Genomic DNA, 14,147 nt, shown 5'->3' with positions numbered 1-14,147 from the left:
GGTGAGAGTCACACCCACCAGAAGAGGCAACCAGCCGCCGCTCCGATCGACACCGTCGTGGTGTAGCTGCTGCCCGAGCCGCTGAGCGCGGGCGAACTCACCGCCCCGGTCGTCGGGTCGAGCATCCGCAGACCCGTCGGTGTCGAACCTGCGGCGCTCGGGTTGAGCGTGAGCGTGATGCCCTGAGCGTTCGCGGCGCTCTCGCCACCGGTGCTGCTACGCGAATAGATGTCGTCGTTCGCGACTCCCATGGCGTTGACGACCATGAAGAACGGCGTCGTGGGTTTTGGTATGTACGAACCCAATTGAGCTGTGCTCAACCCGGGGATTGGCCGGAAGGTGCCGACGAGGACGTCACCCGGCAGTCCACCGTTGCGTGGGGACACGGTGCTCACTCGCACCCCGGTCACACCGGTCCCGGCATCCGTCGTCGCCGAGAAGGCCGGGATGGATGACTCCGGCGTCGAGACCGGGACGCCGTTGTTGTATTGCCCGTGGACCAGTCCGGCGTTGACGCTGCGCAGGCGGACCAGATAGGGGCTCAAGCGTCGCATCGCGGCATTGAGTTCGCCGTACCAGTCGACGAAATAGGTCAGCGCGCCGGTGCTGTCGTTGAGCAGCCAATAGTCGGCGCCCGACTCCCACCGGAAGAGGTTCAGCCACTTGCCGCCGAGCGTCCAGGTCACGTATGACGGCAGCCACAACTCCGACTGCGACGGGACGCGAGGCCCGGTTCCGGCTTGGCTGGAACCCTGGCAGTAGCCGAGGGTGTATTGCCCGAAGTTGAGCGGTGAGGTCCCGTTGCCGTCGAGTCCGCCCAGGGCGAGGTTCCGATAACGCCACGTGTCGTTGTAGAGCGGCGTCACGCTGCCGGCGTTGAACCTGCCGTTGCCCGAAGTCGAGTAGTAGTAGTCGTCCCACGTGAGCAGATCCGGCTGTACCGCGGCAATGTAGGAGCGCAGTTGCGCGTCGGACCACTGGCCGGAGTACTGGTTGGTGTGGATCAAGGCGTTCGGCGCCTCGGCCCGCGCCTTCGCCGCCCACTGCGCGGTCCAGGTCTGGATCTGGGATGAGTAAGGCTCCTCGTCACCAAGACAGATCGAGAAGAGATTGCCGACGTTCGCTCGCTGCTCGGCGGTGAGGAAGGGACCGCTGCCGGGACCCGAGGTCATGTGACCGCCGGTCGGCGCCTCGGCGGTCGCCCAGAGCGTGTCGCCCAGTTCGGCGATGAGAGATGCGTTGTACTGCCCGGGTTCATAGAACGTGGGCATGGTGAATCCCGTTCGGTTCCAGGCGGATGCCGGAGGCACGTACCTACCGCCGGCGGACGACTGCGCCGCCCAGGCGCCGTGCTGAAGCCCTCGGTCGAGGAAAGCCAACTCGGCCTTCGACGCCGCGGTAGACGAGACGGCAGCACGGGAGGGCGCCGCCACCGTGCCTGCCAGGCCGAGAGTGCCAAGGCCTGCGGCGACTCCGGCCAACGCCGACCGTCGGGTGACGCCGGATCGTTTGCGGTGCTGAGCGTTCTGAGACATGTTCTGGTCCTTCCGTTTTCGCGGGATCCGCGCCGGCGATCGCCGTCGCAGTCAGTGCTCCGGTCCAGTCGCCACCAGCTCGATCGACACGACGGTGGTCGGCACCTCGCTGCCAGCGTCGTCGCCGGCCAGGCCGACGACAGCGGCTCCGTCGATCCATCGCCATCCGGTGGATCGCTGGGACCCGGAAACCTGCACGTCGCGTGGTTCGGCAGCCAACGGGATACGCAGCAGCCCATCGTTGACCGACCCCGGCTCGTGCAGGTGTATGAGATTGATCCGGTCCCCCGCCTGGGTGAGCCACCAGGTGCGGCCCTGGTCGTCCACGAGCTGCTCACTCCCGCCGATGCCGCTCACCACACCCTCCGTCACCGGCCGCGTGTCGAAGATCGCCGGTCCGATCGATGTGACGAATTCACCTATTGCTCGCAGTGATTCGGCAATGTCATCGGGCATTCGGCCCTCGCCGTCGGGCCCCACGCCGAGCAACAGATTGCCTCCTCGCGCCACAATCGTCACCAGCAGCTGCGCCACCTCGCGCACCGACTTACGCGGGCCGGGGTCGGGCACGGTGCACCAGTGGTCGGTCAATGTGATGCAGGATTCCCAGGGGTGGTCGAGTCGACCATCCGGTATGCGCTGCTCCGGGGTGCGGTAGTCCTCGACGCTGGTATGCACCTCGCGGTCGACGACGAGAATCCCCGGCCTGAGCTGCCTTGCCAGGGTGGCGAGCTCATTGATTTTCACGTCTTCACGGGGCGCCTTCACCCAGCCCGCATCCAGCCAGAGCACGTCGACCTCACCGTAGCCAGTGAGCAGTTCGCGCAGCTGGCCGTGCGTGAAATCGACGAACTGCGACCACAACCGGGGATCGTCGTGGTTGTGGAAACGGTCGACCGGGGCGCGGTCGGGTGCCCAGTAGCCAGGGTGATGCCAATCAGCCTTGGAGAAGTAGAGACCGGTCCGGAGCCCGCGCGCGGCGGCCTGCGAGGTCAGCTCGGCCACGAAGTCCCGACCGAACGGCACATCGGCCGCTGTCGACTTGTAGTCGCTGAGCGCAGTGTCGAACATGCTGAATCCGTCGTGATGCTTCGTCGTCAGCACGACGTAACGAGCTCCGGCTCCGTCAATCGCGTCCATCCACTCGGAGGCGTCGAATGCGCTGCCGGTGAAAGACTTCCGCGAGCTCACGTAGTGTTCCTGCCACGCGTCGTCGTCCCCGTCGAACTCCGCAGGGATCTGCATGCATCCCTCGTCGCGGGATCGGCACAACGTCCAGCTGCCGTCCTCACCCAGCGCGGCGTAGAGGCCCCAATGCACGATGATGCCGAACTTCAGACCCTGCCAGCGGGAAAGGCGCTGCCGCACCGCCTCGTCGGCCGGCCAGACATAACCCGGGTCCGCCTCGTAACTGACCACCCCCGCACCGAGACTCGGTCGTAGTGGAGCGGCGGAGTCCAGCGAGCTATCAGACATGCGCACTCTCCTCATCCAGGCCATCGGCAACGAGCCATTCCACCTGGTCGATCGTCGGCTCACCCGGGCCCGCGAGGCGCAGCCGACAATCCAACGGCCCAACTTCGTTCAGCGGCAGCGACATCCAGGTAGGTGGCAGTTGCTTGTCCAGACGCATCAGCTCGTGCCATGGGCCCGAGGGGGCCGCGATCTCGATCACGGCGCCGCGCCATCGATCGAGCAATCGGGCGGTCTCGTGCGTCCATTTGCCGCCGATCGACGTCACGTGCGCGCCGGACACGGCGTTGATCCGAACTCCGACGAGCCGCTCATCGCCGCCCACCACGACCCGTGGGCCACCGACGCCACGGGTGCCCGGGCGGCGGATCAGATCATGCTGAGCTGCTGCGTTGTCCGCTTCGGGCGATGGACCGTCCCAGGCACGTGTGGCAAAGACTCGCAGGGCAGCCGCGGCGTACCAGAGGAAGTATTCGTCCGGCTGCTCCTCGGCCCAGTCGCACCAGATCGCCAACTGCTCCCCGCCACCGGTCTGCAGTGGCCCCGACGACAGCCGCTGACAGTCCACTGCGACGTAGTTGACCCCGGGCAAGTTGCCGGGCGCGGTCCGCGGGGTGACGTAATGCGTGTCCTCTGGACTCGCCACGACCGAGTATCCCTGCGCCACCAGCCGAGACGCTTCGTCGCCTGCTCCCCAGGCGGTGATGGTCGTGGTCGAATCCGGTTGCACTGCAACGGCACCCGCCTGATCCCACCAGGACCAGATCTCAGCACGCCCGCCGGCTTCCCGGACCACCGCACACATTCGGTTGAGGAAGTCGACGACCACGTCTGCCGGCGTGTATGACGCAGCGCCCGGAGCGCCGGCGCGCGCAGCGAGGTCCGACGCCGCTGCCTGCAGGCCGGGCGACCTCGCCAACTCCTCCGAGCCGAACCATTCGTCGCCGCCCAGGTGGTAGGCATCGGCGTGCACTTCGCTGACGACGGCACGCACCAAGTCCGTGCAGAAGTCGACCACCTGCGGACGAGCAATGTCGAGCATCCATCCCGTGGTCGGGAAGCCGGTCCACGTCGACCCGTCCGCAAGCACCACGTCCGAGCCACGGACGCCCAGGTCGGGGAACGCCTCGATCAGCGCCGTGCAATGTGCGGGCAGATTGAGCTCGACACTCACCGCGATGCCATCGGCGTGCGCGAGCTCGATCAGTTCGTTCAGCTCATCCGACGAGTAGTGATCGGGGTCGGCCAAACCACGAAATCTGATGTCTGACAAGCCTATTCGGAAGGCATTCCACTCGGTCAGGTGAAGTTGCAAACGGTTCAGACCCAGCCACGCCATCTCGTCGATGAACGCACGCAGAGTCTCGGTCCGCCAACGCCGTCGGCCGACGTCGAGACACACCCCGCGCACTGTCAGCGCCGGCGATTGTTCCACCACGACGTCGGTCAGTCGGCCATGCTGGCGCACCACCAGTTTCGCCAGGGCATGGATACCGTGGCGAAGGCCGTCGGTGTCGGACCCCGCGACCACTGCGACGCCGTCACGCACGGTGAGCCGGTATGCGGCAGCCGACAGGGTCGGATCGTGCACCAGCGCCGGCGGTGCTGCGTGGTCGTGGCTGCCGTCATACGTCTCGAAGGCGGTGCGCAGCCGTTCCCGTGCGCGATCCAGTCGTGCGTCGTCGGGCTCGAGGAGCCGCGGACGAGTGAGCGCGTCCGTCATTACTTCACACCGCCCGACTCGACGCCGCGGAAGAAGAAACGTTGCAGGGCGAAGAACAAGGCCACCACCGGAACCAGCGCCACGACCGCTCCGGCGAGCACCACCTTGACGTCGAAACCGAAGCTCGACTGCAAAGTGGCCAGGCCGACCGGGAGCGTGAAGTTGGTGTCCGAGCGCAGCACGATGAGCGGCCAGAGAAAATCGTCCCACGCGCCGACGGCGGCGGTGAGTGCGACGATGGTCAGGGCGCCCTTCGCCGACGGCAGGTAGATGCTCCAGAACCGCCGGAACTCACCGGCACCGTCCATCAGCGCTGACTCCTCCAAAGCCGTTGGCACTGACACGAATGACGCTCGCATCACCAGAATGTTGAATGCCGAGATCATCCCCGGCAGCCACACGCCGATCACCGAGTCGAGCAGACCCATCGCGCGCACCTGGGTGTAGAGGGACAGCATGATGGCCTCGAACGGGAAGATCAGCGTGATGGTGATCAGCAGATTCGTCAGCCAGCGCCCGCGCCAGTGTTTGCGGGAGAGCATGTAGCCACAGGTCGAGGCGAGCACCACTTGGCTGATGACCGCCAACGCGCAGTAGAACAAACTGTTGCGGACGTACTGCCAGATCGGCACCTGCGCGAACAACGTGCGGTAGGAGTCCAGCGAGAACGCGCGCGGGATCAAGGTGGCCGAAGGACCGAAGACCTGTTCGGTGACCGCCTTGAACGACGTCATGACCGGCCAGATGATCGGCGCGAGGCTGACCACCAGCACGAGGCAGAGCAGGGCGTATCGCAGCGGCCCGGCCGACTCGCGCCTGGGCGTCTTACGCTTCGGGACCGTCGTCCGGTCCGTGGAGAGTGCGCTCATTCTTCTGCCTTCGATCCGAGCCGCTGGCTGGCGAGGAGGAAGCCGACGGTAAGCACGAAAAGCATTACGCTTGCTGCAGATCCGAGACCCAGCTTGCCGTCGACCGCGAGGCCGACATTGCGGATGTAGAACGGCACGGTCGCGTCCTGGCCGCCGATGCCGCCGGTGGGACCGCCCAGAATGTAGATCTCACTGAACACCCGCAGAGAGCCGATGGCGGACAGCACGCCGACGACGTACATCATCGGCCGGACGCCGGGCAGGGTGACGTGGAAGAAGCGGCGGACCGGTCCGGCGCCGTCGATCGTGGCTGCCTCGTAGAGCGTCTCGTCCACGTTCGCAAGAGCCGCCAGGTAGAGCACCATGTAGAAGCCGATGCCCTTCCACACGGTCAGCGCGATCGCCGAGAAGAGCAGAAGCCAGCGGTCGGAGAGGAACGGCACCGCCTCCTGGATCGGTGTGACCGCAGTCAGAATGGCGTTGACCGGGCCATCATCTCGCAGTGCCATCTGCCAGACGATGGCGATCACCACGGTCGACGCGACCGCCGGGATGTAGAACGCAGAGCGGAAGAAGCCGCCGAACCGGAAGGTGCCGTTCACCAGGCACGCGACCAAGAGGGGAAGCATCACCAGCAGCGGCACGGCGATCAGCATGTAAAGGATGCTGTTGAAGACCGCGTTGCGAAATTCGTTGCTCTCCAACAAGATCCGGTAGTTGTCCAGGCCGACACTGCGCACCGGACCACCGAGTGCCCGGGCGTCGGTGAACGACAGCCCGACGGTGTTGGCGAACGGCACGATCGAAAATGCGATCAGCGCAGCAACCGACGGACCGACCCACAGCAACGGCGTCCACCACTTGCGGAAACGTTCGGCGCCCAACTGTGGACGAGACTTCGACCGGCGCACCGGGGCAGGCTGCGCGGTGTGCACCACCTGCCCCGGACGCTCGATCACCGTGGAATCAGCTGTCGAGGCTGGCATTCGCGGCATCCTGTGCTTCCTTCAATGCCGTAGCCGCCGGCTTCTGGCCGGTGACCACTTGCTGGAACGCCTTCTGGATCGCGGTGCTCACCGTGCCCGAGAAGTACGGCACGGCAGGGTTTGCCTTTGCCTTCAGCGCAGCCTGCGCGGCGATCTTGCGCGCTTCCCCGAAGGCGCCGGACCCCGAACCGCTGGTGAAATAGGGGTCTTTCAACGCCGCGCTGGTCGTCGGGAAGATCACGACCTTCGGGTCCTTGCACCAGGCGAGCTGGTTGGCATCGTTGGTCAGGAACCGCGCGAACGCGACAGCGGCCGCTTGGTGCTTGCTGTTCGTCGGCACCGAGACGTACTGACCGTTGAACGGCACCGTGCCGTCGGGATTGGTCGGGTATGGCGCAACCGCGCTGGCGTCATACACCTTCGGCGCGTTCTGCTGCAGGTAACGCAGGAACGACGCATTCGACGAACCCCACACCAAAGTCCCCGCAGAGTAGTCGTTGGTCGGATCGCCGGGCCCAGTCACGCTGTCCTTGCGCATCCCGCCGGACTGGTAGACCTGACGAAGTTTGTCGAGGTAGGACACCGCCTTCGAGTCATCGCCGAAGGTGAACTTCGTCTGGTCCGAGTTCATCAACTGCACGCCGAGGCTCTGCCAGTCCGTCATGTAGTCCCAGTCGCGGTTGCCGATGATCGCGTAGTACTTGCCGCCCGACTTCTTGCCGACCTGGACCGCGTCGTCGAGCAGACCGTTCACGGTGGTCGGCGGCTTGGACAGACCCGCCTTCTGCCAGAGGTCCTTGTTGTAGACCTGCACCGATGGTCCCCAATACCAAGGCAGCGCAGGGTGCGCCGCGTTGGACGTTGACTTGATCGAGTCCCAGATGGTCGGCACGAACACCTTGCCCGCGTCGGGCGCGACCTTGTCGATGTCGACGAGGTCGCCCGCCTTGTTGAGCTCGTTGACGGTGTCGGCCGTGACGTTGACGACGTCAGGAAGATCGCAGGCACGAGCCTGCGCGAGGATGCGGGAGTTGAAGCCGGCGTCGCCGGGATCGTCGATCCACTTGACCTTCACGTCGGGATACTGCTTCTCGAAGTCCGCGATCAGCTTGGTGAAGAACCCGCTGAAGTCCTTCTTCAGGTTGGTGGTCTGGAAGGTGATCTCACCTTCCGGCTTGCCCGTCGGGTTCTGGTCGCCGCTCTTGCATCCGGCGGCCGGCTTGGCGGCCACGCCGCTGGCGTTGCCCGACGCACTGCCGCCACCTGCGCCCGGGTCGCTGCCGGATGCACCGCAACCGGCGAGCGCCAGGACGGCGAGGCAGGACAAGGCACTGACTCCGCGGGAGCTGTGACGCTTCATGGTTGTGTTTCCCTTCTGGATCGGCCGGTGGCCGCTGTTCGGTGGCGTCGCCTCAGGACGAACGGCGCCCCCGTGAATTCGGATGAATCGCCTGAGTCGGCGGATTGTGTTGCTGCAGAACGAATTCCCGCAGACGCCGCTGCACCATCGCGGCCAGGCCGCGACGAACCGGTTGGTCCGGCAGAGCCGAGACGGTCACCTCGGGTGGGTCGATGCGCAGGGAGCTGAAGACCGGCCGCAACCGCTCGCGAACCGCTGCCGCGAGGGCGTCCCCGCCGGCCAGGCCCAGGTCACCGGCAAGGACGAAACGTCCGGGGTCGACTGTGACAAGCACCGCGGACAGGGCATGCGCGATGCGGGTGGCGAGCTCGGCGAGCAATGGATCGTGCTCCGCGCCGGCGGCAGCGCGCACGACGGCGACGATGTCGTCCGCGTCATGTCCGTGGTCCGTCGCGAGCGCGCAGAGTGCGTCCCGTTCGAGCAGCGAACGCAGTTCGCCACGAGGGGAGTTCGGCGACAGCGGGAGGTAGCCCAGTTCGCCGGCCAGTCCCACTCGACCGCGGCGCACCGCGCCGTCGAGCACCAGTGCACCGCCGACACCGGTCTCCGAACTCAGGGTGAGCAACATGAAGTCCGCGCTCTGCGCCATACCACCGAGCTCACTCTCGGCCGTCGCCCAGAGATTCGTCTCGTTCTCCAACTCGACCGGCACCGGCAGAGCCGCGCCGAGCCCACTGACCAAGTCGTCGTCGTGCCACTCGGGCAGATCCCAGGACAACAACGCGCCGGTCTGCGGGTTCACTCCACCGCTGACGCTGACCACGACGGCTGCTGCATCGGCGCCGCGGACACCGGCCTGCGCGCAGGCCGCGCCAATCGCGTCGACGACATCGGTCTGCTCGGGGTGTCGTTGCGCCGGTCGACTCACCCGGGCAAGCGCGCCGTTGCCGACGGCGAGCACCTCGGCCGCGACGCCGCTGCGGTGGATCTCCACACCGACTCCGAACGCCGCCGACGGTGTTGCCCGGTAGAGCATCGGCCGCGGGCCGGGCTTGATCTCGACAGCAGCGCCACCCGCCTCGACCACCCGCCGGGTCACCAGTCGATCGACCGTGTTCTGCACAGTCGCCTTGCTGAAGCCTGAAGATCGGACGATTTCACTGCGCGCCATCGGCCCAGCGGAAGCGAGCAGCCCAAAGACCTCAATCTCGCTGTCGCTCCATGGCCCGATTTCGTTGCGCATGCTCGCCGTTCAGTAATTGATCGACCGTTGGCCAATCGACTGCCCGTGAGATTAATCCTCCGATGAATAAGCTGTCAACGAAAAACGTGAAACAGATCACAGTTCGACTCGTGCACGCCACCGACCCGTCGCCGCGCGCCTAGGACCCGCGGCCGTTTCGGGTTGGACGCGCTGCCGACCGTCCCCGAGCCGTTCCCCTAGCTGCGCCGCGCCACCGTCGCGAGCACCTCGGGTGCAGCGCGGAAATCGATGCGCTGCACCCGACCATCCGCGATGGTGAAGTCGAAGGCAACCTTGAACTCTCCACGATGCAGCCACGCCGCGCCGGGGCGACCTTCGACATACACCGGGAAGGCCGTCTGAGCTGCTCCGTTGAACATCGTCGCGACATCCTTCGCACCGGTGATGCGTGCGGGGGTGCCGAGCGCGACCGCCAACTCATCGCCGGCGATGACTGCGTCCGGCGCGAGGAGTTGCATGAGTCGGCCGAAGTCGCCACCTTTCGCGGCGGCGAGGAACGCATCGACCACCGCGGCGTCCGAGACCGGGGTCGTGGACGACGGCAGCGCGACCTTCGCGCGAGCCCGCGATGCGAGTTTGCGAGCGGCCGCGGGCGAACTGTCCAGGATCTGCGCGATCGTCGCGAACTCGACTCCGAAGGTGTCGTGCATGACGAATGCCACCCGCTCGGCGGGAGTGAGCCGGTCGAGCACCACCTGCAGCGCAATCCCCACCGTGTCGGCGAGCGCGATCTCGTCGGCCGGGTCGGGCACGGAGTCGTCCGGCTCGATCTCGGCCTCTGGCAACGGAGTTCGCGCCCGCAGCCGGTCGAGGCAGAGTCGGGTGGTGACGGTGGTCAGCCAACCAGGGAGGTTGTCGATCGAGGCATCGTTGCGGTCGAGCCGCAGCCAGGCGTTCTGGACGACGTCTTCGGCCTCGGCATGGTCGCCGAGGATGCGCTCCGCCATACGCGCCAGGCGGGGACGCTCGGCCAGGAAGACGGTAGTTTCGTCGAGTTCGCTCATCGTGGTCACACTTTCATCGTTTGGCTCGTCAGGTGGGTGACGCGCACGAAGCGCGCAATGTGACCGACCAAGGAGTAGACATGACCAGTTTCCAGACCGTGCTCATCCCGGCCAAGGATCTCGCCGCCGCGCGCGAGCTCTACACCAAACTGCTCGGCACGGCGCCGTCCGCCGACTCGGACTACTACGTCGGGTATGACGTCGACGGGCAGCAACGTCCGGCCGAAGGACGGCAGTCAGACACAGGTGCTGGGTCGGCGGCGAGGAACGAATCGCCGACCCAGCACATCGGACTCGTCCCGGGTGGCGGGGAGGTCACGTCATACCTGCACGTCGAGGACCTGAACGGTGCGATCGACCAGATCACCGCGGCCGGCGGCAGCGTGGTCGAGGAGCCGAAGAGCGTCGGTGGCCCGCGTCGGGTCGCGGTCGTGGCCGACCCGTCCGGTGGGCGCATCGGGCTGCTCAGCGACGCCGGCTGAGTGACGACCCCAGGACAAACTCACCGATAAGGTGCCTGACGCGCCGTACGCCACGGCACTCGCGGCGTGTCGGCCACCTTATCGGTGACTTTGGCGTCCGGCCCGTGCTCGCGCACCTTATCGGTGAGTTTCGCGCCGGCAGGGAACGCGCTCAGTCCCAGCTCAGGTCGCGGTGCCACGACTCGGTCTTGTATGACGTGACCCACCCCATCGAGGAGTACAACCCGTCGGCACCGGTCGGCGAATCGGCGTCGACTTCGAGGCCGACACGGTTGCGATCGTGCTCGAGCGCATCGCGAATCACGGTGTGCAGCAAGGCCTTTGCGACCCCGCGGCCGCGCGATCGACGGTGCACGCCGATGTAGTCGATATAGCTGCCGTAGGCGCCGGAGTCGTCCGGTGGCAGCACGGTGCCGACGACCGCACCACCCGGGGCGAGCCCGCCGTCCTCGTCCTCCACCTCGGCCAACCACCAGAGCGCCCAACGGTGCCCGGGGTCCTCGCGCAGCCGCTGCATGAACTCCGGAAAGCTCTCCCGGTAGGAGTTGAAGTGGTCGGCGAACGACTCCTCCAACACCAGGTGCACCGCTTGCAGATCTGCGGCAACCGGCGTGCCGTCTTCGTGAGTGGCCACCCGGCGCACGGTGACACCGGCGCGCGGGCCGGGAAGTCCGGCATCGGAGGGAGTGACCGGCCGGGACATCTGCAGCCAGGTGCGGGCCTGCGTGTAACCGGCGTCGGCCAGCCAGCGGCGCTGCCGGTCGTCGGCGGCGTAGGCACCCGAATCCAGCTGGGTCTCAGTCAGACCGCGTGCATGGGTGATGACGGCCGCGACTTCGGCCGCCCAGCCGAACAGTGCCCCGGCAAGCTCGTCGGCGCGCTCCTCGTCGGGCCGGACCGTGACCTCGACGACGGTGCGTCCGGCTGCCCGGTCGTGCACCAGCCCCCACGCCGCGAGAGCACCGTCCGGGTCGCGCACGATGACCTCACGTCTGGTCCAGGACCCGGTGCCGGCGACATTGGACTCGACCATCTCCGGGTCGACCGAGCTGGACCCGTGCGCCGCACGTTGATGGGCCGCGAGCAGCGCGGCGATCTCGGGGACGTCCGGCAGGTCGGGCACGCTCGCGCTCCAACCGGTCGGCACCTCGGGCATGGTCAGCTGTGCGGAAGTCACGGCATACAGTCAATCGCAGCCGGGTCAGGCGTGCACGGACCCTCCACCGGGTGGCTTGTCGTCGTCCTTGTCCTCGGGGATCCGACACCAGGCTTGTACGACGAGACCCACCGCAACCGCGCCGACGGACGCGACGAACAACACGATGGCCTGCACCATGCCGCTGAAAGCGCTTGAGGCTTCGAGCCTTCCGGCCTCGACCAGCGCGTAGCCGGCGAACCAGCCGGCAAGCGCCGCACCGGCAAGCACACACGCCTGCGCCGCGACCAGCGCCCGTCGCGCCTTCTGGGGCGACGGCGGACGGGTCGACTGACCCCGCAGATACGCGCGCACCTCCCAGCCGCCCGCCAGCACCGCGACCGTCAACAGCACGATCGCAATCAGCGCGAACCACGAGTTGTGCGGCAGCGTGTTGCCGCGGGTTGAGACGAGCTTGAGCGCGACGAAGGAAAGCACCAGCACGATGCCACCGACGCCGGCGGCATGCCGCCAGCTCACGCCGTTCTCGGTCACAGTGGGCTCCAATCCGGCCCCGGCCGTATGCCGGAGCGATCACTTGAGTCCAACAGGTCACGCACCGGCACCACGACCTCCCCAGCCCGAAGCGTGGCTGCTGGGTCGGCGTCGGCCCACGGCGCGAGCACGAAGGCACGCTCGGCAGCACGAGGATGCGGCAGGGTCAGCTCGGCGCGGTCGGACCGCAGGTCGTTGCCGGCCGCGGGGTCGCCGACCTGCAGCAGGTCGAGGTCCAGTGTGCGCGCCCCCCAACGGATTTCGCGGGTGCGGCCGCGACCGGCCTCGATCTCGTGGAGCCGCTCCAGAAGCGTCCACGGCGCGAGCCGGGTGGTGCCGACCGCGACCGCGTTGAGGTAGTCGGGCTGCTCCGGTCCACCGACAGGGTCGGTCTCGAAGAGCCGACTGACCGCGACCAGGTCCAGGCCGGCGGTGCGGTCGAGCGAGCGCACCGCCGAGCGCAAGGTCGCAACGCGGTCACCGAGGTTGGCACCGAGCGCGATCGCCACCGGGCGGTGCTGCTCGCGACGAATCGACACCGACGGACCGGCGAGGCCAACTCGTGAAAACAACACTCCCGCAGGCGCATCCGGCTTGTGCACGGTCACCTCGACGGCCTCGGCCGCAGGACGCGCGAGCACCGCAGCCGCGACCTGCTCGGCCAGCGTCTCGATCAGATCGACCGGCGGCTGGGTCATGATCCGCTCGACATCCTGCGCCACCTCGGCATAACTGATCGTGCGATCCAGGTCGTCGCTGAGACCCGCCCCGGACAGGTCGCACTCGATGACGACATCGACGAAAAACCGCTGTGGCTGGTGCTTTTCGTGGTCAAGCACGCCGTGCGGGGTGGTGACGGCGATGCCGGTGAGCGTGATCCGGTCTGTGCTTGGCGGGGTGCTCATGTGGCGGCTTCCGCTGCTCGCAGCTTGGTGACGACGTCGCACGCCGCGAAGGTCGAGCGGACCTCGTGCACCCGGATCGCCCACACGTCGGCCTGCGCCAGCACAACCGACACCGCGGCAGTGGCGTAATCGCGCTGATCGGCCGGCGCCGCGGCGCCATCACGGCTGCCGATCCGAGACAGGAACGACTTGCGCGAAGCACCGACGAGCACCGGCAGGTCCAGCTTCTCGAAGGTCGAAAGGTGTTGCAGCAGAAGCCAGTTCTGCTCCGGGGTCTTGGCGAAACCGAGACCGGGATCGACGACCAGTTGCGATCGCGCGACCCCGGCGTCGAGGGCGCCCTGCACCTGGCCGGCCAGCTCCCGGATCACGTCGGCCACGACGTCGTCGTAGACCGCTCGAGTCTGCATCTCGTGGCTGTGCCCACGCCAGTGCATGACCACCAGGCCGGCACCGGTGTCGGCCGCGACCCCCGTCATACCGGGGTCGGCGAGGCCGCCGCTGACGTCGTTGATGATGCGTGCTCCGGCAGCGACCGCCGCCGCAGCGACCTCGGCGCGCATGGTGTCGATCGAGATCCAGGCGCCGGTGCCGGCCAGCCCCTCGATGACGGGTATGACGCGCCGCAGCTCCTCCGCGACGCTCGGCCGGGACGCGCCGGGCCGCGTCGATTCGCCGCCGATGTCGAGGATATCCGCGCCCTGGGCGAGCAGCTCGCGACCGTGTGCGACGGCGGAATCGGAGTCGTACCAACGTCCCCCGTCGGAGAACGAGTCGGGCGTGACGTTGACGACGCCCATCACGAGGGGGCGTTCGGCGGGTCGGGCCGGCAGTGCCGCAGCCTGCGCAGCCATGG

13 protein-coding genes are annotated in these 14,147 nt (G+C 67.2%); 1 reads left to right on the top strand and 12 read right to left on the bottom strand.

The annotated features are described in order from the left end of the window. Nucleotides 1–8: 8 nt before the first annotated feature. From N2M23_RS03435 to N2M23_RS03400, 8 genes are all read right to left on the bottom strand, one after another. Nucleotides 9–1,535 carry a hypothetical protein gene (locus N2M23_RS03435; RefSeq protein ID WP_265443291.1) on the bottom strand — a complete coding sequence of 509 codons (1,527 nt, stop codon included), beginning with the start codon at nucleotides 1,533–1,535 and terminating at the stop codon, nucleotides 9–11. 51 nt (nucleotides 1,536–1,586) lie between these two features. Further along, a complete protein-coding gene (locus tag N2M23_RS03430; RefSeq protein ID WP_265443289.1) occupies nucleotides 1,587–3,011 on the bottom strand; it encodes an alpha-L-fucosidase in 1,425 nt (474 codons plus the stop codon). Continuing rightward, nucleotides 3,004–4,731, bottom strand: a complete 1,728-nt coding sequence (locus N2M23_RS03425) for a family 20 glycosylhydrolase (RefSeq protein ID WP_265443287.1) — start codon at nucleotides 4,729–4,731, stop codon at nucleotides 3,004–3,006. Before N2M23_RS03425 ends, N2M23_RS03430 begins: the two co-directional genes overlap by 8 nt. Continuing rightward, the gene (locus tag N2M23_RS03420) at nucleotides 4,731–5,600 is read right to left on the bottom strand and encodes a carbohydrate ABC transporter permease (protein WP_265443285.1); all 870 of its coding nucleotides are present in this window, start codon (nucleotides 5,598–5,600) and stop codon (nucleotides 4,731–4,733) included. Before N2M23_RS03420 ends, N2M23_RS03425 begins: the two co-directional genes overlap by 1 nt. Beyond that, nucleotides 5,597–6,586 (bottom strand): carbohydrate ABC transporter permease, encoded by a 990-nt coding sequence (locus tag N2M23_RS03415; protein ID WP_265443283.1) that lies wholly within the window; start codon nucleotides 6,584–6,586, stop codon nucleotides 5,597–5,599. Before N2M23_RS03415 ends, N2M23_RS03420 begins: the two co-directional genes overlap by 4 nt. After that, nucleotides 6,567–7,946: an extracellular solute-binding protein gene (locus N2M23_RS03410; protein WP_265443282.1), complete on the bottom strand. Its 1,380-nt coding sequence runs from the start codon at nucleotides 7,944–7,946 to the stop codon at nucleotides 6,567–6,569. Before N2M23_RS03410 ends, N2M23_RS03415 begins: the two co-directional genes overlap by 20 nt. 52 nt (nucleotides 7,947–7,998) lie before the next feature. Then, nucleotides 7,999–9,117 carry an ROK family protein gene (locus N2M23_RS03405; RefSeq protein WP_265443281.1) on the bottom strand — a complete coding sequence of 373 codons (1,119 nt, stop codon included), beginning with the start codon at nucleotides 9,115–9,117 and terminating at the stop codon, nucleotides 7,999–8,001. Between the two features lie 269 nt (nucleotides 9,118–9,386). Then, a complete protein-coding gene (locus N2M23_RS03400; RefSeq protein ID WP_265443884.1) occupies nucleotides 9,387–10,214 on the bottom strand; it encodes a sigma-70 family RNA polymerase sigma factor in 828 nt (275 codons plus the stop codon). A gap of 80 nt (nucleotides 10,215–10,294) precedes the next feature. Here N2M23_RS03400 and N2M23_RS03395 point away from each other — a divergent pair, with 80 nt between their 5' ends. Beyond that, on the top strand, nucleotides 10,295–10,696 hold the full coding sequence (locus N2M23_RS03395) for a VOC family protein (RefSeq protein ID WP_265443280.1): 402 nt from the start codon (nucleotides 10,295–10,297) through the stop codon (nucleotides 10,694–10,696). Between the two features lie 151 nt (nucleotides 10,697–10,847). Here N2M23_RS03395 and N2M23_RS03390 read toward each other — a convergent pair whose 3' ends face one another. From N2M23_RS03390 to folP, 4 genes are read right to left on the bottom strand one after another with little or no spacing between them, the layout of a single operon-like run. Next, on the bottom strand, nucleotides 10,848–11,873 hold the full coding sequence (locus N2M23_RS03390) for a GNAT family N-acetyltransferase (RefSeq protein ID WP_265443278.1): 1,026 nt from the start codon (nucleotides 11,871–11,873) through the stop codon (nucleotides 10,848–10,850). Nucleotides 11,874–11,897: 24 nt separating this feature from the next. Continuing rightward, nucleotides 11,898–12,386, bottom strand: coding sequence for a DUF3180 domain-containing protein (locus N2M23_RS03385; RefSeq protein ID WP_265443276.1), 489 nt, complete (start codon nucleotides 12,384–12,386; stop codon nucleotides 11,898–11,900). Further along, nucleotides 12,383–13,291 (bottom strand): 2-amino-4-hydroxy-6-hydroxymethyldihydropteridine diphosphokinase, encoded by a 909-nt coding sequence (gene folK, locus N2M23_RS03380; RefSeq protein ID WP_265443275.1) that lies wholly within the window; start codon nucleotides 13,289–13,291, stop codon nucleotides 12,383–12,385. Before folK ends, N2M23_RS03385 begins: the two co-directional genes overlap by 4 nt. Beyond that, nucleotides 13,288–14,145, bottom strand: a complete 858-nt coding sequence (folP, locus tag N2M23_RS03375; protein ID WP_265443883.1) for a dihydropteroate synthase — start codon at nucleotides 14,143–14,145, stop codon at nucleotides 13,288–13,290. Before folP ends, folK begins: the two co-directional genes overlap by 4 nt. Between the last annotated feature and the right edge of the window lie 2 nt (nucleotides 14,146–14,147).

It is taken from the genome of Flexivirga meconopsidis (assembly GCF_026162425.1).
Lineage (GTDB): Bacteria > Actinomycetota > Actinomycetes > Actinomycetales > Dermatophilaceae > Flexivirga > Flexivirga meconopsidis.
The sequence above is the reverse complement of the archived record's forward strand: the minus strand, read 5'-3'. Positions and strand labels throughout refer to the sequence as shown.